Genomic DNA, 18,343 nt, shown 5'->3' with positions numbered 1-18,343 from the left:
GCGCCTGCGACCCCCGGCGTGGGCCGCCGCCAGGCCGTGGCGGGCCAGGCGGCGCCGGCCTCTGCGGCGCTGCACGCCGGCCGCGCGCAAGCGCGTGCGGCGCGCGCGCGCGTATGCCGGCGTTCAGTCGGCGGCGGCTTCCTCGCGCAGTTGCTCGGCGCGCTCGGGGGTCAGGTAGTCGGTGATCAGCCGCCGCATCAGGTACAGCAGCGGGATCAGCAGCACCGCCAGCAGCATCTTGCAGATGTAGTTCAGCGTGCTCACCGCCAGGAACAGCTGCAGCGACCAGTGCTGCGGGCCGAGCACGAAGGCGATGTAGATCACCACGAAGCTGTCGATCAGTTGCGAGACCGCGGTGGAGCCGGTGGCGCGCAGCCACACGTGTTTCTCGCCGGTCACGCTGCGGATGCGGTGGAACACCGCCACGTCGATCAGCTGGCCGGCCATGAACGCGACCAGCGAGCCGGCGATGGTCCACATGCCCTGGCCGAACACCGCGGCGAACGCGGCCTGGTAGTCAGGCACGCCCTGGTGTTGCGCGGCGGTGACCCAGAAGCCGGCCGGGGCCAGCCCGATCGCGGCGAACGCGAACAGGAAGCCGTAGCCGATCAGCGCCACCGCCAGCCAGGAGATGAAGCGCACGCCGCGGCGGCCGAAGAATTCGTTGATGGTGTCGGTGAGGATGAACACCAGCGGCCATAGCAGGGTGCCCGCCGTGAAATTCATCGAGCCGGTCTGCCCGAACAGGTTCCAGTTCAGCGGCGCGATGCCCAGGGTGTCTTCCAGGGCGAAGATCTTGACCCCGATGAACTCGGCCAGCGCGGCGTTGACGCAGAAGAACGCCGCCAGGGCGATGAACAGACGGACCGCGCGATCGTCGAGCGTGCCGCGGCGCATCGGCGTCAGCGGTCCACGGTCCGGGTGAACGGCACGCTCTCCGGCGCCACCGCGCCGCCGGAGATGATGAAGCTCATCGCCTGGTCCACGCTCCAGTCGGTGGGCGTGAGCAGCTCCACCGGCACGATCTCGAGGTAGCCGGAGGTCGGGTTGGGGGTGGTCGGCACGTACACCGCGGCCAGTTCGCGGCCGGTGCCATGTTCCTTGATCACCCGCGTCACCAGGCCCACCGACTTCATGTCGCGGTGCGGGAAGTCGATCAGCACCACGCGCTGGGTGCTGCCGGGCTGGGTCTGCAGGATGTCCACCAGCTTGCGCACGCTGTCGTAGACCACGCTGGCCAGCGGGATGCGGCGCATCACCGCCTCGAACCAGCGCAGCAGGCGCTGGCCGATCACGCGCCGGCTGAGGAAGCCGACCAGCAGGATCACCGCCAGGGTGGCGATCAGGGCGATGGTGTTCTGCACCCATTGCGCGGTGGCCCAGCCCAGCTCGCGCGGGAACGAGGCGGCGATGCGTGCCGACAGCGGCACCACCCAGGGGCTGCTGATGCCCGAGAGCAGCACGAACACGAACTTGACCACGACCCAGGTCAGCCAGATCGGCAACAGAGTCAGCAGGCCGGTGAAGAACAGCCGTTGCAGGGACGGGCGCGGAGAGGGGGCGGGGAGATCGGGCGACATCCGCGTAGTGTAGTGGAGCGCGATGACCGTTGCTGCGGCGCCGCACGGTCTTGCGTCCACACCGTGCAGCTGCGATTGGGCTGGGAGGTGCGCGTGCTGCCCGAGCCGATGCGCGGTGCACGACGCGTTCGCGGCCAGGCCGCGTATTGGCGCGCGGTGTGCGCCGCCGGCCTGCGCTGGAGGTCCGGGCCTGGCGCGCCTGCGGGCTGCAGTGGGCGCGCTAGCGTTGCGGCTTGCGCTTGACGTACAGCTGCTTGCGCACCCGCGCCACCACCTCGCCCTGCGCGTCGACGACGTCGGTCTCGAACCAGCGCAGATGCTTGTCGCCGCCGGCGGTGGCCGCGCGCAGGTCGTCCAGCAGCGCCTGGTCCAGGTCGAACCGTGCGCTGACCGTGCCGCGGCCCGGGCGCACGAACTCGATGCTGCCGGCCTTGTCCCAGACGTAGTAGTCGCGCCCCAGGTTCTGCAGGGTCAGCAGCATCCAGAACGGGTCGGTCATGGCGAACAGGCTGCCGCCGAAATGGGTGCCGACGTAGTTGCGGTTCCAGGGCCGCATGCGCAGTTCGACCCGCGCGTGGCGGTAGTCGGCGCTCAGCTCGGTCACATGGATGCCGGCGAACAGGAACGGCGGCCACAGGTTCAGGCCCAGGCGGAACAGCGTTGGCTTCATTGCGCGGCGGTGGGCGGATCAGGAGTCGTCAGGGTACCAGACGCATGCGTATGGTGGTCCGGCAGGTCGTCGCTCAGCGCATAGCCATCGCGTCCGGCGCGCTTGGCGCGGTACAGCGCGGTGTCGGCCAGTTCGAAGAAGTCGCGCTCGCGGGTGTGTGCGGCGACGCTGGCGCTGTGCACGCCGAGGCTGGCGGTGATGGCGACGCTGCCGTTGGCCGCGCGCAGCGACAGCCCGCGGATGTGCTCGACCAGCGCCGCGGCGATCCGGCAGGCGTCGGCCGTGTCGGTGGCGGGCAGGATCATGACGAATTCGTCGCCGCCGAAGCGCGCCGCGACCTCGTGCGGGCGCCGCGCGTGCCGCGCTACCGCATTGGCGACCAGGGTCAGCGCGCGGTCGCCGGCGCGGTGGCCGAGGGTGTCGTTGTAGCGCTTGAAATGGTCGACATCGACGATGATCAGGGTCAGCGGCTTGCCGCTGCGGCGCGCCTCGTCCAGTTCGTGGCCGAAGGCTTGCTCGAAGCCGTGGCGGTTGAGCAGCCCGGTCAGGGCATCGCGTTGCGCCTGCTGGCGCCAGCGGGCGGCATGCAGGCACAGGCGGAAGCCGGCGACGATGGCCAGCGCCAGCAGGGCCGCGCCGGGGGCGAACCAGCGGCCGCTGGCCAGCACCCACAGCAGGCTGCCGATGGCGACCGCGGCCATGCCCGTCAGCGGCGCCAGCCAGTGCCAGCGGCGCGCGCGTTGCGCGCAGGACGTGCCCAGGCAGACCAGCAGGGTCAGCAACGCCGACACCGCCACTTGCGTGCTGCGCGACAGCGGCAGGATCGGATCGGCGCGCAGCAGCGTCGCGGCGACGTTGGCCTGGTACTCGGGCGCGCTCATGCCGCCGTCGGCGGACATCGGCGTCGTCACCCGCGGGCCCAGGCCGGTGGCGCTCACGCCGACGATCACCAGGCGCTGGCGCAGCGCCTGCGCCGGAATGCGGCCCTGCAGGACGTCGACGTAGGACACCTGGGCGAACGGCGCCGAGGGCGCGGCGAAGTGCAGACCGGCGTAGTCGGCGCGGTGCCAGGCATAGGGCGTGCGGGTGCTGGCCGGTGCCGGCGGCCGCGCCTGCCCGACCAGCGCGGCGCCCAACGCCGGCCAATGCGCGCTGCCGAGCCCGGCGCGCAGATACACGCCGCGCGACACGCCGTCGGCATCGACCGCGATCTCGGTATGCGCCAGCTGCGCTGCGGCGGCGGTGATGGCGGGGATCGGCAGCAGTTCCTGGGTCATCTCGGCGTCGCTGGCGCTGCCGATCACCGGCAGCACGGTACGGCCGTTGCGGCGCAGCGCCGCGGCCAGGCGCGCATCGTCGTCCGGGTGTAGCTGCTCGGGCTCGCTGAACAGCAGGTCCAGCGCCACCCGCTCGCTTCCGGCCGCGGTCAGCCGATCGAGCAGGCGCGCATGCACTTCGCGCCGCCACGGCCATTGGCCCAGCGCCTGCAGGCTGCGGTCGTCGATGGCGATCAGCAGCAGGCGCGGATCGGCCGGGCGTGGCGAGTGCTTGATCAGGGCGTCGTACAGCGCCTGGTCCAGCCGCCAGGTGGCATTGCTCAGGCTCAGCGCCGCGGCCAGCCCCGCTGCCGCCGCCGCGGCCACGGCGGCGGCGCGGCGCGGCCGCGCGGCGCTCACAGGGCCAGCCACAGCAGGACCGCCGCGCCGCCCGCACCGAGCTTGCAAAAGCGGCAGGGCAGGGTGATGGTCTGCGGCGCCGAGAACGGCGCGGCCTCGCCGTCGGCATCCAGCGTCTGCACGCGCACGTACCAGGTGCCGCGCCGCGGCCGCGGCAGCGCGACCTGCGGCTGGGCGACCGTGCGCTCGAGCAGGCGGTGGGTGAAGTCGGGATCGCGCGCGACCTGCACCCGGTAGTGCTGCGCGGCGGGATCGGCCTGCCAGCGCAGGGTCAGGGTGCCGCGCTCGGCCTGCGCCGGCGCCAGGCCGGGATCGACCGGCTCGTCGCTGAGCTGCAGTCGCAACGCCTGCCCGAACGGACCCTGGCGGCCCTGCGCGTCGCGCGAGGCGACGCGCCAGAAGTAGCGGCCGGGCGGCAACGGCTGCGGCGCGCGCAGGCGCGTGGCCGTGGTCTCCTGCTCGAGCAGCAGGTCCTGGAACTGCGCGTCGCGCGCCAGTTGCAGCACGCTGCTGCTGGCCTGTGGATTGCGGGTCCATTCGAAGCGCGGCCGCGCGATGCGCAGGCGCTGATCCTGCAGCGGTTGCACGGTCAGCGGCGGCAGCGGCGTGGCCCACACCCGCAGCGCGTGCTCGGCGTCTTCGCCTTCCACGCCGGTGGCGGCGATGCCGCGCAGCAGGAGCCGCAGGTCCCCGGGCGGCAGGTCGTCCAGCACCAGTGCGCTTGCCTCGGTCTCGCGGGCGTAGCGCAGGATCTCGCGCTGCTGCGCATCCAGCGCTTCGATGCGGTAGCGGCTGGCGCCGGCCAGCGGCGTCCACGCCAGCAGGTAGGGCGGGTGTTGCAGGCGGCTGCGCGCCAGGTCCAGCACCGGTGCCGGCAGCAGCGGTTCCGGCAGCGGCGCCGTCCCGGTGCCCACCCGCGCCGCATCGCCGGGCTGCAGCAGGCGCTGGCCGCCGCCGCCGGCGACCCGCACCGCGCCCTGCAGCACCTCGGTGGCGGCGAGCTGGTGGCCGTCGCCGGCGCCGACGCGGAAGCGGGTACCGCGCACGCTGCTGGTGCTGCTCGGGGTCTGGATGATGTAGCGCGAGGCAGGCCCGCTGGCGGGGATCACGTCGTTGCTGGTGCGGCCCTTCTCCAGCCGCACCCGCGTATCGACCATGCCGGTGGCGCCGTAGCGGAGCAACTGGTCGAAACGGACCAGGCTGTTCTCGCGCACCTGCATGCGCGAGCCATCGGCGAACTGCACGGTGGCGCTGGCGTCGGCGCCGGTCTGCAGCGCGCTGCCGATCGGCAGCGGCATGCCCTCCTGCGCCGACAGCGTCGCGCTGTCGGCGGTCTGCACGCTGATCTGGCCGCGCAGGGCGACCAGCCGTGCCGGTACCGGCTGCACCCGCAGCCAGGCGATCGGAAAGCGCAGCCGCGCCCCCGGCGTCAGCCGGTGCGGATCGGCCACCTGGTTGTGCTGGCCCAGCCGCATCCAGTCCATGCCCGGGCGCAGATAGCGCTGGCCCAGGTCCCACAGCGTGTCGCCGGGGCGCACCCGGTAGTGCCAGTCCTGCGCCATCGCGGCAGGAGCGAGCAGCAGGGCGATCCAGCACAGCAGGCCGGCGCGCCGGCGCATGCTTGCCCGGGAACGATGGACGGGCAGGGGCATGCGGCGGTCGTACTGATTCACATCATCTGTCCGGCAAAAGACCGGGGCGGCGCTGCCGGCGGGTCGGCAGGCAGCGTTCGTCCCTGATCACGGCATCCATGAGGCAGGCCGGGGGTGTCCGACTGTCGCGGCGGCTGGAGACGCCGTTGCCAGCTGCCGGAAATGCGATTGTAGTCTCAGAACAGCAGGGCGGACATCTTGCGGCGGTACTGCCCCACCAGGTCCTCGTCCTCGATCACCCGGAACGCATCGATCAAGGCCTTCTTCGGCAGGCCGTCCTCGAAACCGCGATCCTGGCGCAGCATCTCCAGGAACTGCTCCAGCGCGGCCGCGTCGTCGCCGCCGACCAGGTGGTGCACGCCCAGCAGGTAGCGCGCCTTGAGGTCGCTCGGATCCTGCGCCAGCGTGGCCTGCAGCGTCTCCAGCGGCGGTGCCGCCTGCAGCGCGCCGACGAAGCCCAACCGCGCCCGCGCCCGCACCGCGCGCTCGTCGGTGGCCAGGTTGGCCGGCAGCGCGTCGATCAGCGTCTCCGCCTCGGCAGCGGCGCCGATCTTGACCAGGGCCAGGGCCAGGTCCAGCTTCAGCTCGTCCTTGTCCGGCTCGGCCGCCACCGCCTCGCGCAGGCGCTGCACTTCGGCGTGCGGATCCAGCGGCGCCGCCGGCACGTCTTCGGCCGGTTCCTGCGCCGCCAGCGGCACGATCCCGTGCTGGGTCAGGAACTCGCGCAACTGGCCTTCGGGCAGCGCGCCGGGGAAGCCGTCGACCAGCTGCCCGCCCTTGACCAGGAACACCGTCGGCACCGAGCGGATCTGGAACGCCGCGGCGATCTGCTGCTCCTGGTCCACGTCGACCTTGGCCAGGACGAAACCGCCGTTGTATTCGGCCGCCAGCTTTTCCAGGATCGGGCTCAGGGTCTTGCACGGGCCGCACCAGGGCGCCCAGAAGTCCACCAGCACCGGCGTCTGCAGCGAGCGCTGCAGCACCTCGGCTTCGAAGGTCTCGGTCTTGGCGTCGAAAACGTGGGGCGTGTCGGACATGGGCGGCTTCATCGCAGGCGAGAGGACGCTCTGTATGGAGGCGACGCCGCGCCGATGCAAGGGCGCCGCCGCCGTGCCGCGCGTGCCGGCCGCGGCCGCAGCGGCGACAATGCCCGGCTGGAGGCGCCATGGCGGCGCGAAAGGACGGCAGCGGATGGGCGAAGTGAGCGAACGGGTGGTGCGTTGGATCGGGCCGCTGCTGGCGGTGGCCGCCGTGGCGGCGATGTTGGGGTTCGGCGCGGTCCTGCCCGGCTATCTGCCGTGGTCGCATCCGCTGGCCCTGCTCGGCGCGCGCGGCATCCCGCATGCCTGGGCTTTCAACCTGCTGGCGTTCGTGCTGCCCGGGTGCCTGGCACTGGCGCTGGCGCTGCGGCTGTTGCGCCGGGCCGGGCGCCAGGCGCCCTGGGCGTTGCGGGTCGGCGGGCAACTGCTGCTGTTGGCGGGACTGGCCTTCGCCGGCATGGGCCTGCTGCCGCTGGACCCGAGCGACCTGCAGGCGCGTGCGACCCAGTTGCATGCCAGCGCCTGGTTGCTGTGGGTGGTGGCCCTGGTGGCGGCCGCCGCCCTGCTGGGGTTGGGCGCGCGCCGCGATCCGGCCGCGCGCGGCTGGGCGGCGGTGGCGCTGAGCATGGCGCTGCTGGCGGCGCTGGGCGCGTTCGCGCTGGACCGGCTGCTGTCGCCGGCGCTGGCGCAGCGGCTGGTGTTCCTGCTGTGGTGGGGCTGGCTGGCGCTGCTGGCCTGCTGGCCGGGACCGCAGGCGGGGCCGCGCCGCGGCTGACCCGGCCGGCCTTGCGCAGTTGGCCGCCGCGGGCGGCCGTGCCATGGCCGCCGCCCGCTGGGGGCGCGCACGGCGCCGATGGCGCCGCGGCGGCGGTTCCGGCCCCTGCCGGGCGCCGCCGCGGCGTTCCGCGCCGCTGCCGTCCGTCGCCGGGATTGGAGCGGCTTGCCGCGCTACGGTACCCTTGGCCGCTTTGTTGCCGCCTGGCCCTTGCCCGTTTCCATGTCCGCCGTCGAGCCCACCGCCTACGACCCGCAGCAGGTCGAATCGTCCGCCCAGCAGTTCTGGGACGCCACCCGCGCCTTCGAGGTCGACGAGACCTCCGACAAGCCCAAGTTCTACTGCCTGTCGATGCTGCCGTACCCGTCCGGGGCGCTGCACATGGGCCACGTGCGCAACTACACCATCGGCGACGTGATCAGCCGCTACCAGCGCATGATCGGCAAGAACGTGCTGCAGCCGATGGGCTGGGACGCGTTCGGCCTGCCGGCCGAGAACGCCGCGATCAAGAACAAGACCGCGCCGGCGAAGTGGACCTACGCCAACATCGACCACATGCGCAGCCAGCTCAAGTCGCTGGGCTACGCCATCGACTGGTCGCGCGAGTTCGCCACCTGCCGCCCCGAGTACTACGTGCACGAGCAGCGCATGTTCACCCGGCTGATGCGCAAGGGCCTGGCCTACCGCCGCAACGCGGTGGTGAACTGGGACCCGATCGACCAGACCGTGCTGGCCAACGAGCAGGTCATCGACGGCCGCGGCTGGCGCTCCGGCGCGCTGGTGGAGAAGCGCGAGATTCCGCAGTGGTTCCTGCGCATCACCGACTACGCGCAGGAGCTGCTGGACGGCCTGGACCAGCTGCCGGGCTGGCCGGAGTCGGTCAAGACCATGCAGCGCAACTGGATCGGCCGCTCCGAGGGCCTGGAGATCCAGTTCGACGTACGCGACGCCGACGGCAGCGCGCTGGACCCGCTGCGGGTGTTCACAACGCGCCCGGACACGCTGATGGGCGTGACCTTCGTGTCCATCGCCAGCGAGCATCCGCTGGCGCTGCATGCGGCCAAGTCCAATCCGCAGCTGGCCGCGCTGCTGGCCGAGCTGAAGCAGGGCGGCGTCTCCGAGGCGGAATTGGAGACCCAGGAAAAGCGCGGCATGGACACCGGCCTGACCGCGGTGCATCCGATCAGCGGCGAGCAGGTGCCGGTGTGGGTCGCCAACTTCGTGCTGATGGGCTACGGCACCGGCGCGGTGATGGCGGTGCCCGGCCACGACCAGCGCGATTTCGAATTCGCCAGCAAGTACGCCCTGCCGATCCGCCAGGTGATCGCGCTGAAGGCGCCGAAGAACGACGACGAGCGCCACTACGATCCGAGCCGCTGGCAGGACTGGTACGGCGACAAGACCCGCGAACTGGAACTGGTCAATTCGGCCGAGTTCGACGGGCTGGACTTCCAGGGCGCGTTCGAGGCGCTGGCCGAGCGTTTCGAGCGCAAGGGCCAGGGCCAGCGCCGGGTCAACTACCGGCTGCGCGACTGGGGCGTCAGCCGCCAGCGCTACTGGGGCTGCCCGATCCCGGTGATCTACTGCCCCAGCTGCGGCGCGGTGCCGGTGCCGGAAGACCAGTTGCCGGTGCTGCTGCCGGAGAACGTGGCCCTGAGCGGCACCGGCTCGCCGCTGAAGACCGACCCGGAATGGCGCAAGACCACCTGCCCGCAGTGCGGCGCGGCGGCCGAGCGCGAGACCGACACCTTCGACACCTTCATGGAGTCGAGCTGGTACTACGCGCGCTACACCTCGCCCGGCGCCAAGGACATGGTCGACAAGCGCGGCAACTACTGGCTGCCGGTGGACCAGTACATCGGCGGCATCGAGCACGCGATCCTGCACCTGATGTACTTCCGCTTCTTCCACAAGCTGCTGCGCGACGCGCGCCTGGTGGACAGCGACGAGCCGGCGACCAACCTGCTGACCCAGGGCATGGTGATCGCCGAGACCTTCTACCGGCAGAACCCGGACGGCTCCAAGGACTGGATCAATCCGGCCGACGTGGACGTGCAGCGCGACGACAAGGCGCGGGTGATCGGCGCGGTGCACCGCGGCGACGGCCAGCCGGTGCTGATCGGCGGCACCGAGAAGATGTCCAAGTCCAAGAACAACGGCGTCGATCCGCAGGCCATGGTCGGCAAGTACGGCGCCGACACGGTGCGCCTGTTCTCGATGTTCGCCGCGCCGCCGGAGCAGTCGCTGGAGTGGAACGAGGCCGGCGTCGACGGCATGGCGCGGTTCCTGCGCCGGTTGTGGGCGCAGGTGCACAAGCACGCCGCCGACGGCGCCGCCCCGGCGCTGGACCCGGCCGCGCTGGACGCCGAGCACAAGGCGCTGCGGCGCAAGACCCACGAGACCATCGGCAAGGTCGCCGACGACTACGGCCGCCGCCACAGCTTCAACACCGCCATCGCCGCGGTGATGGAACTGACCAACGCGCTGGCCAAGTTCGACGACACCAGCGCGCAGGGCCGCGCGGTGCGCCAGGAAGCGCTGGAGGCCGCGGTGCTGCTGCTCAATCCGATCACCCCGCACGCCAGCCACGCGCTGTGGCAGGCGCTGGGCCATGCGCCGACGCTGCTGGAGGACGTGCCGTTCCCGCAGCCGGACCCGGCCGCGCTGGTGCGCGACGCGGTGACCCTGGCGGTGCAGGTCAACGGCAAGCTGCGCGGCACCATCGAGGTCGGCGCCGACACCCCGCGCGAGCAGATCGAGGCGCTGGCCCAGGCCGAGCCGAACGCGGCCAAGTTCCTGGAAGGGCTGAGCATCCGCAAGATCATCATCGTGCCGGGCAAGATCGTGAACCTGGTGGCGGCGTGAGCCGGCGCGCCGTTCCGGCCGCCGCGCGGCCGCGCGGCGCGGCAGGTCTCAACCCGCGTTCACGCAGCGTGCGGCAGGCTAGCGGCCTGTTGCCGCGCTCAGCCGGCTCCTCCAGACTGTGTCCATGACCCGACTCCTGCTCGCTTTCGTCCTCGCGGCGTCCCTGACCGCCTGCGGTTTCCACCTGCGCAACAAGCTGACCCTGCCGGCCGACACGCCGTCGGTGAAGGTGGTGTCCTCGGCACCGTACAGCGAGCTGGCCAAGCTGCTCGAGCGCGGCCTGCGCGCGGCCGGCGCGCAGATCGCGCCGAAGGACGTCAACACCGGCGTGGCCCGCCTGGAAGTGCTGTCCGAGCGCTGGGGCGACCTGCCGATCGCGCTCGACGCCGAAGGCCGCGCCCAGGAATACAGCCTGCGCTACGCGGCGATCTTCGTGTTCCGCCGCGCCGACGGCAGCGTGCTGGTGCCGCAGCAGGTGATCGAGCTGTCGCGCGACTACGTGTCGCCGCCGACCGACGCCACCGGTACCTCCACCGAGCGCGAGATCCTGGCCGACGAACTGCGCCGCGAGATGTCGGCCTCGATGCTGCGCCGGATCGACAGCGTGGTGCGCGCGCAGGTGCGCGACGGCAAGGACGTCAACGCCGCGCCGCCGTCGACCGACGGCACGCCGGTGGAAGGCAAGCCGGCCGACGCCACGCCGGCCGCAGGCAAGCCGGCGACCAAGCCGCAGCCTTGAGCCTCGCCCTGCCGCCTTCGCCGCCGCGCGCGGCGGCCATGCCGTTTGCTGCAGGCGCGCGGCGTTCGCCGCATGCGCCTGCAGCAGCGTAGGCTGTCGTCATGGAACTGCGTCCCGAACAACTCGCCACCCAGCCGGCGTCGCAGCCGCTGCAGCCGGTCTACCTGATCGCCGGTCCGGAAACCCTGCGCGTGCTCGAGGCCGCCGACGCGGTGCGCGCCCGCGCGCGTGCCGCCGGCATCAGCGAGCGCGAAGTGTTCGATGCCGACGGCCGCGACTTCGATTGGGGCCAGCTGTATTCCAGCTTCAACGCGCCCAGCCTGTTCAGCGCGCAGCGACTGATCGAACTGCGCCTGCCCAGCGGCAAGCCCGGCAAGGAAGGCGGCGAGGTGATCGCCGCGTTCTGCGCCGACCCGCCGCCGGACGTGGTGCTGCTGATCACCTGCAACGAATGGAGCAAGGCCCATCACGGCAAGTGGGCCGATGCGGTCGGGCGCATCGGCACCATCGCGGTGGCCTGGGCGATCAAACCGCACGAACTGGGCGACTGGATCGAGCGGCGCCTGCGCAGCAAGGGCCTGCGTGCCGACGCCGGCGCGGTGCAGCGCCTGGCCGAGCGGGTCGAAGGCAACCTGCTGGCGGCGGCGCAGGAGATCGACAAGCTGGCCCTGCTGGCCGACGGCCAGGGCCTGGACGTGGCGGCGATGGAGTCGCTGGTCGCCGATGCCGCGCGCTACGACGTGTTCCGCCTGGCCGAGGCCACGCTCGCCGGGCAGGCGCCGGCGGTGCGGCGCATGCTCGCCGGCCTGCGCGCCGAGGGCGAGGCGGTGGCCGCGCTGCTGCCGATCCTGATCAAGGAACTGCTGCGCACCGCGGCGCTGGCCAAGGTGCAGGCCGCCGGCGGCAACCTGGCGGCGGAGATGAAGGGGCAGGGCATCTGGGAATCGCGGCAGGCGCCGTTCAAGCGCGCCCTGCAGCGGCATCCCGAGCCGCGCCGCTGGGAACGTTTCGCCGCCGAGGCCGGGCGCATCGACCGCATCGCCAAGGGCCGCGCCGACGGCGACGCCTGGATCGCCCTGGAGCGCCTGCTGCTGGCGATCGCCGAGGCGCGGGCGGTGCGGTTGTTGGTGGTATGAACGCCGGGAGTCGGGAATCGGGAATCGGGAATGGGAACAGCGGCGCTGCGGTCCCGCCAGAGATCCCGCAGCCCGCGGCTGTTGCTTCTCCCCCATTCCCCATTCCCGATTCCCCACCACTGCACCTCATCTACGGCGGCACCTTCGACCCCATCCACAACGGCCACCTGGCGATCGCGCGGGCGGCGCGCGATGCCTTCGGGGTGCCGGTGCGGCTGATGCCGGCGGCCGATCCGCCGCATCGCGCGGCGCCAGGCGCCGATGCGCAGCAGCGCTGCGCGATGCTGGCGCTGGCGATCGCCGACACGCCGGGGCTGGTGCTGGACCTGCACGAGCTGCGCCGCGCGCAGGCCCGGCCCGGGGTGGCGTCCTACAGCATCGACACGGTGCGCGAGCTGCGCGGCGAACTCGGCGCCGACGCGCCGCTGGCGCTGCTGATCGGCAGCGACAGCTTCGTCGGCTTCAACGGCTGGCGCGATTGGCGGGCGCTGCTGGAGGCCGCGCACCTGATTGTCGCCGACCGCGCCGGCAGCGGCTGGGAGCGGGCGGTGCCGGCGGAACTGGCGCAGGCGGTGGCCGGGCGCTGGGCCGACACGCCGCAGGCGCTGACCGCCGCGCCGGGCGGCCGGCTGTGGTGCCTGCGGCAACCGCTGCGCAGCGAATCGGCCAGCCTGGTGCGGGCGCGCATCGCCGCCGGCGAGGACTGGGCGGCACTGCTGCCGCCGGCGGTGGCCGCCTACATCCGCGACCACCGCCTGTATGCACCCGGCGCCGCCGCCGGCGGCTGAATACGCGCCGTGCCGGGGTCGCCTATAATTCGCCCCATTCCATCGAGTTCGCCGCTTTGTCCAGTCAAGCCCACGTCATCAAGACCCAAGTCCCCAATCCACCGCCGCCGCTGCCGGTCCTGCTCGCCCACGTCCGCGAGGCAGTGGAGGAACTCAAGGCCAAGGACGTTGCGGAAATCGACGTGCGCGGCAAGTCCAGCGTCACCGACTACCTGGTCATCGTCTCCGGCACCTCCACCCGTCACGTCAAGTCGATCGCCGACGAAGTCATCAAGTACGCCAAGCGCCTGGACGTGATGCCGCTGGGCGTGGAAGGCGAGCGCGAGGCCGAGTGGGTGCTGGTCGACCTCGGCGACGTGGTGGTGCACGTGATGCTGCCGCGGGTGCGCGAGTTCTACGCGCTGGAGCGGCTGTGGACGGTCGGCGACCAGCCGCCGAGCGACGACGACGGCGACGACACGGCACGCGATGCCTAAGCGCCAGGCCGGGCTGCCGGAGGCCGTGTCCGGCCTTGCGCAGTCCGCGCGGGTTCGCGCCGGCACCGGTACCGGCACCGCCGCGCAGCCGCTGGCCACGCCGGCACGCAAGCGCTTCGATGCGCTGATCGAGCGCCTGGAGCGCACTCGCGCCGAGTTGCGCGATTGGCGCGAGGCGCTGCCGAGGTGGGAACAGCGTTTCCATGAGCAGGTCGAGCCGCTGCTGCAGGCGCGCGATGCGGCGCAGGCGCAACTGGTGCAGGACCTGGACGCGGCGCATGCCGCGCACAAGCTGGGCAAGCGCGAGCGCGCCGACCTGTCCGAGACGCTCTGCGCGCTGGCCGCGCCGCTGCTGGAACAGCCGGGATTCGACGCGCTGAAGCCGCTCCATGCGCGCCACTGCGGTACCCAGGGCGAGGGCGATGCGCTCGCCCTGGACGCGGCGATGCAGGCCGCGCTCGCCGCCGAGTTCGGCCTCACCGTCGAGGAGCTGCAGCACCTGCCGTGCCCGGAAGCGCTGTACGCGCAGTTGCAGCAGCGCCAGCGCCAGCAGCGTGCGCACGCGGACGGACGCGCGCAGCGGCATGCCCGGCGCCGTCGCGCCGGCGCCGGTCCCGCAAGCGCGAGCGGGTTCGATCCGCAGCAGGCGCGGCGCACGCTGTACCGCACCCTGGTCGCGGCGCTGCACCCGGACCGCGAACCCGATGCGCGGCAACGCGAACGCAAGACCGCGCTGATGCAGGAACTCAACCGCGTCTACCGCCAGGACGATCTGCTGGGCCTGCTGGAGTTGCAGTTGGAGATCGGCCAGTTGGATCACGCCGGGATCGCGGCGATGGCCGAGGAGCGGATCGGCGACTACGCCGCGATGTTCGCCACGCAACTGCAGCAGGTCGAGCGGGAGCTGGCGCAGGTGCTCGATGCGTTCGTGGCCGACTACGGCCTGGCCCTGGAGCGGCGCCCGCAGCCGCGGCGCCTGGATGCGCTGATGGCGCAGATCAAGCGCCAGTTGCAGGATGAGATCGCCTGTTTCGACGAAGACCGGCGCGCACTGCAGCAGCCCGCCACCCTCAAGCAGTGGCTGCGCCAGCAGCGTGCGGCCCTGGAGGCGCAGGACGCCGCCGAGGCGCCGACGTCGGCGGCGTTCGTGGCCGAGCGCGGGTGATGCGCGTGCGGCGATCGACGCCATGAAGGCGCGCCTCATCGCCACCGGCGAGCGCGCCCCGGCCTGGGTGGCGCAGGGCTTCGCCGAGTACCGCAAGCGGCTCTCGCACTGGCTGCCGCTGGACCTGGTCGAGATCGAACCCGGCCTGCGCGGCAAGGGCCGCGACGCGCAGCGCGCGATCGAGGACGAAGGCCGCCGGGTGCTGGCGGCGCTGCCGAAGAACGCGCTGGTGGTGGCGCTGGACGTGCCCGGCAAGCAGCACAGCTCCGAGCAACTGGCGCAGCGCATGGAGCACTGGCGCGGACAGGGGCGCGACCTGGCGTTCCTGATCGGCGGCCCCGAGGGCCATTCGCCGGAGGTACTGGCGGTCGCCAACGAATCCTGGTCGCTGGGGCCGCTGACCCTGCCGCACATGCTGGTGCGGCTGGTGGTGGCCGAGCAGCTGTACCGCGCCGCGGCGATGCTGGCCAATCATCCCTATCATCGCGCCTGAGCGCCTGAGCGCCTGAGCGCCTGAGCGCCTGAGTTCCTGAGTTCCTGGCCCTGATCGTGGCCTGGTGGCGGTCGCGTGGGGCGATGCGCGCGTGGACGCCTTCGCTCTCGTACGCATGCCAGGCCGGCAGAAAAAAGCCCGGGCTTGCGCCCGGGCTTTTTCTTTACCGCATTGCGACGTTCGCGATCAGTTGAACGTGTACTTGGCGCCCACCGTGAAGTAGCGGCCGACCGCGCCGCTGAAGTGCAGCGGGTTGTAGTTGACCGCGCCGTAGGTGGTCGGGTCCAGCGGTGCGATCCGGTCGAACACGTTCTGCACCGAGGCGTTCAGCTCGAAGGCCTCGGTGATGTTCCAGCGGCCCGACAGATCGAAGGTGGTGAACGAGGCGATCTTCTTGACCGGCGTACCGTCGGCGTAGAACGCCTGGTAGTCGCCGCCGCGGCGATCCTTGTTCTCGATGCTGTCGATGTAGTTGACCACGCCGCTCACACTCCATGTGCCCTGTTTCCAGGTGGTGCCGAAGTTGATGCGGTCCTGCGGCGTGCCGATGCAGTTGGTCACGTCGCAGTTGCCGTGCGTGCCCACGTAGTCGACGGTGGTGTCGCCTTCGGTGCGCTCGAACTTGAGCAGGTGGCTCCACTGCGCGTCCAGCTCCAGTTGGCCGGGGCCGATCGCGAAGGTCTGGCGGATGTCGGTGTCGATGCCGCGTACGCGCGAGGAGTTCGCGTTCACGTAGCCGGTGTTGACCGCCAGGATGGTGCCGCTGTTCGGCACGCCGCCGATGTTGTTGCTGTCGCGCAGGACGTTGCCGGCGGCGATCGCATCGGCGGTGCTGCCCTGGGCGATCTCGTTGGTGCGCTTGATCTCCCAGCCGTCCACGGTCAGCGAGGTGGTCGCCGTCGGTTGCAGCACGAAGCCCACCGAATAGCTCTTGGACTCCTCGGGCCGCAGCGCCGGGTTCGGGCGGGTGATGATCGCGACCGAGCGCGCGGTGCACTCGTTGGCCGGGTCGATCGCGCAGCGCACCGGATCGCGCGCGTTGGAGAACGCGGCCAGGCCGCCGTCGCCGTTCTCGGCCGGGTTCGGCGCACGGAAGCCTTCGGCATAGCTGGCGCGCAGCGCGATCCAGTCGGCCGGGGTCCACTTCACGCCGAACTTCGGCGTGGCCTTGCCGTCGCCGCCGTCGTACTTGTCGTAGCGCAGCGCCGCCGACAGTTCCAGTTGCTCCAGCACCGGCGCCGACAGCTCGACGTGCGCGGCGTAGACGTTCTGGGTGCCGTCGTAGGCCGAATAGCCCAGGCCGATGATGTCGCCCACATCGGTGTAGGTCTGCGGGGTCAGGCTGTTGCTGGTCTTGCGCCATTCGGCGCCGAACGCCAGGCCCAGCGGACCGCCCTTGAGGTCGGCCAGGCTGCGCGAGACGTTGAAGTCGAACATGTCCAGTTCGGACTTGGCGCGCGCGCTGATGGTCGGCGAGATGTAGTCGTACAGCGCCTGCGAGTTCAGGCTGGCGTTGTCGCCGATGCGCCAGGTGCCGGCGGGGCAGGCCGGGTTGCCGAGCACGCAGCGCACCGCGCTGTAGCGCAGGAAGCCGGTGCGCTTGTTGATCAGGTTGGTACCCGAGTGCAGGTAGCCGGTGTCGTAGCTCCACTCGCCCCAGTTGCCCTTCACGCCGACCAGGAAGCGGTTGAACTCGTTGGTGTTGTCGGTGACGCGCGGGCCCACGTCCCAGGCGCTGTAGCGTAGGCGCGCGGCGTAGGGCAGCGGGTTGTCGGGGTGGCCGGCGTAGAGCACGGTGGCGCCAGCGCCGCTGTTGGCGTTGACCGGACCGCCCGGGTAGCCCCAGCCGCCGGACACGGCCGACGGGGTGTTGGAGAACACGGTGTTCTTCTTCGAGTAGCCGATCTCGGTGTAGATCTCGCCGCCCTCGCCGAAGGCGAAGCTGGCGCGCCCGAACACGTTGACGTACTTCTCTTCCGGCGCCAGGTCGCGGAACTGCTGCGCCGGATCCCACAGGCAACCCTGCGCCTGCGCGGTGGCGTCGCTCTGGCCGGGGATGGTGGTCAGGCCGGCGCAGCCGGGGAGTGCCACCAGTTGTCCGGCGGTGTTGAACACCGAGCCATTGGGGCCGGTGCCGCCGGCGGTGCCGCCGCTGAGGTAGGCGCCGCCGAGGAACTGCGCGTCCTGCGCCGCGTAGCCCCAGCGCCGGATGTCGCCGGTGCCGATCCACTTGCGGTCCTTGCGGTCGCTGATCCTGATCGCGTCGGTCTTGCCCACGTCCAGGCTGAAGAACGCGTTCCAGCCGTCGCTGGCGAGGTCGCCGGTGCCGGCGGTCAGGGTCGCCTTGCGCGCATCGCCATCGCCGTCACCGGAGATGCCGTAGGAGCCGCGCAGGATCGCGCCCTGGAAGTCGCTGCGCAGGATGATGTTGACCACGCCGGCGATGGCGTCGGAGCCGTAGATCGCCGAGGCGCCGTCCTTCAGCACTTCGACCCGCTCGACCGCGTCCAGCGGGATGGTGCTCAGGTCGGTGAAGACCTTCTGGCCGTCGTCGGCCAGGCCGTAGGTGGCCATGCGCCGGCCGTTCAACAGCACCAGGGTGGACCCGGCACCCAGGCCGCGCAGCGAGATGCCGGCGCCGCCGCCGGCGAAGCCGTTGCCGAAGCTCTTCGGAATCGAGCCGGCGCCGTCGGCGGTCAGCGTCTGCAGGTATTCGGCCAGCGAGGTCTTGCCGGTGCGGTCGATTTCCTGGCGGGTCACCACCTGCACCGGAGACGGGGTCTCGGTGTCGGTGCGCGGGATGTTGGAGCCGGTGACGGTGATGCGGTCGAGATTGGTGGCCGCTTCCTGGGCGAAGGCGGCCGGGCCGGCGAGCGCAGCGAGAATGCCGGTGACGGAGGCGCACAGCAGGGAACGGCGGGTTGCACGCCGTTGCATCGAGGTGTTCACAGTTTCTCTCCTAACTGGAAACGTACGTTTGGGATTTCTGAACCACGGAGTGGCTGGCATCGGCGCCGGCCTGGTCGCATCAGGGTCGATGCGCCGTGAAGAAAATGTCAAAGATTCAGTAAAAACCCTTGGTCGATGAAGGCTTTATGCCGTTCATCCCAGTTTGCTCCGTGATCCAGTTCGCGCGGGTGGGGCGCTCTGCAGGTGCTGGAATCCGGCGGCGCCGCGTGCGTGTCCATGGCAGGAATCACTGAACGCGTGCATCGAGCTGGCCACGCCGACGCCCGATCGGCGGTGGACAGCCAGCACGGGCGGTCTTGGCGGGACTGGGAGGGTACG

15 protein-coding genes are annotated in these 18,343 nt (G+C 71.5%); 8 read left to right on the top strand and 7 right to left on the bottom strand.

What is annotated here, in order from left to right:
- Positions 1–123 precede the first annotated feature (123 nt).
- The 6 genes from AC1PME_RS14190 to trxA all read right to left on the bottom strand — a co-directional run bounded on the left by AC1PME_RS14190 (position 124) and on the right by trxA (position 6,615).
- Positions 124–897 (bottom strand): queuosine precursor transporter, encoded by a 774-nt coding sequence (locus AC1PME_RS14190; protein ID WP_429002438.1) that lies wholly within the window; start codon positions 895–897, stop codon positions 124–126.
- Between the two features lie 5 nt (positions 898–902).
- Positions 903–1,580, bottom strand: a complete 678-nt coding sequence (locus AC1PME_RS14185; RefSeq protein ID WP_481096204.1) for a DUF502 domain-containing protein — start codon at positions 1,578–1,580, stop codon at positions 903–905.
- A gap of 220 nt (positions 1,581–1,800) precedes the next feature.
- Positions 1,801–2,250 carry a DUF4442 domain-containing protein gene (locus tag AC1PME_RS14180; protein ID WP_481096203.1) on the bottom strand — a complete coding sequence of 150 codons (450 nt, stop codon included), beginning with the start codon at positions 2,248–2,250 and terminating at the stop codon, positions 1,801–1,803.
- Positions 2,247–3,926 (bottom strand): CHASE2 domain-containing protein, encoded by a 1,680-nt coding sequence (locus AC1PME_RS14175; RefSeq protein WP_481096202.1) that lies wholly within the window; start codon positions 3,924–3,926, stop codon positions 2,247–2,249. The genes AC1PME_RS14180 and AC1PME_RS14175 overlap by 4 nt, the downstream gene beginning before the upstream one ends.
- On the bottom strand, positions 3,923–5,545 hold the full coding sequence (locus AC1PME_RS14170) for a FecR family protein (RefSeq protein WP_481096201.1): 1,623 nt from the start codon (positions 5,543–5,545) through the stop codon (positions 3,923–3,925). The genes AC1PME_RS14175 and AC1PME_RS14170 overlap by 4 nt, the downstream gene beginning before the upstream one ends.
- A 209-nt stretch (positions 5,546–5,754) precedes the next feature.
- The gene (trxA, locus tag AC1PME_RS14165) at positions 5,755–6,615 is read right to left on the bottom strand and encodes a thioredoxin (RefSeq protein ID WP_254458616.1); all 861 of its coding nucleotides are present in this window, start codon (positions 6,613–6,615) and stop codon (positions 5,755–5,757) included.
- A gap of 154 nt (positions 6,616–6,769) precedes the next feature.
- Here trxA and AC1PME_RS14160 point away from each other — a divergent pair, with 154 nt between their 5' ends.
- The 8 genes from AC1PME_RS14160 (at position 6,770) to rlmH (ending at position 15,055) form a co-directional block, all read left to right on the top strand.
- The gene (locus AC1PME_RS14160; protein ID WP_254458615.1) at positions 6,770–7,393 is read left to right on the top strand and encodes a DUF998 domain-containing protein; all 624 of its coding nucleotides are present in this window, start codon (positions 6,770–6,772) and stop codon (positions 7,391–7,393) included.
- Between the two features lie 222 nt (positions 7,394–7,615).
- On the top strand, positions 7,616–10,258 hold the full coding sequence (gene leuS, locus AC1PME_RS14155) for a leucine--tRNA ligase (RefSeq protein ID WP_481096200.1): 2,643 nt from the start codon (positions 7,616–7,618) through the stop codon (positions 10,256–10,258).
- A 124-nt stretch (positions 10,259–10,382) separates the two neighbouring features.
- A complete protein-coding gene (locus tag AC1PME_RS14150) occupies positions 10,383–10,997 on the top strand; it encodes an LPS-assembly lipoprotein LptE (RefSeq protein ID WP_481096199.1) in 615 nt (204 codons plus the stop codon).
- A gap of 101 nt (positions 10,998–11,098) precedes the next feature.
- On the top strand, positions 11,099–12,133 hold the full coding sequence (gene holA, locus AC1PME_RS14145) for a DNA polymerase III subunit delta (RefSeq protein WP_254458612.1): 1,035 nt from the start codon (positions 11,099–11,101) through the stop codon (positions 12,131–12,133).
- Positions 12,130–12,921 (top strand): nicotinate-nucleotide adenylyltransferase, encoded by a 792-nt coding sequence (gene nadD / locus AC1PME_RS14140; protein ID WP_481096198.1) that lies wholly within the window; start codon positions 12,130–12,132, stop codon positions 12,919–12,921. The genes holA and nadD overlap by 4 nt, the downstream gene beginning before the upstream one ends.
- 56 nt (positions 12,922–12,977) lie before the next feature.
- Entirely contained in the window at positions 12,978–13,397 is a 420-nt protein-coding gene (gene rsfS, locus AC1PME_RS14135; RefSeq protein WP_048491017.1) for a ribosome silencing factor, read from the top strand.
- Positions 13,390–14,562, top strand: coding sequence for a J domain-containing protein (locus AC1PME_RS14130; protein WP_481096197.1), 1,173 nt, complete (start codon positions 13,390–13,392; stop codon positions 14,560–14,562). The genes rsfS and AC1PME_RS14130 overlap by 8 nt, the downstream gene beginning before the upstream one ends.
- Positions 14,563–14,584: 22 nt before the next feature.
- Complete coding sequence (rlmH, locus tag AC1PME_RS14125) at positions 14,585–15,055, top strand: 23S rRNA (pseudouridine(1915)-N(3))-methyltransferase RlmH (protein WP_254458609.1); 471 nt, start codon at positions 14,585–14,587, stop codon at positions 15,053–15,055.
- A gap of 186 nt (positions 15,056–15,241) precedes the next feature.
- Here the strand turns inward: rlmH and AC1PME_RS14120 are convergent, their stop codons facing one another.
- Positions 15,242–17,992 (bottom strand): TonB-dependent receptor, encoded by a 2,751-nt coding sequence (locus AC1PME_RS14120; protein WP_481098122.1) that lies wholly within the window; start codon positions 17,990–17,992, stop codon positions 15,242–15,244.
- Positions 17,993–18,343: the final 351 nt, after the last annotated feature.

The organism is Xanthomonas sp. NCPPB 901 (genome assembly GCF_056725085.1).
The sequence above is the reverse complement of the archived record's forward strand: the minus strand, read 5'-3'. Positions and strand labels throughout refer to the sequence as shown.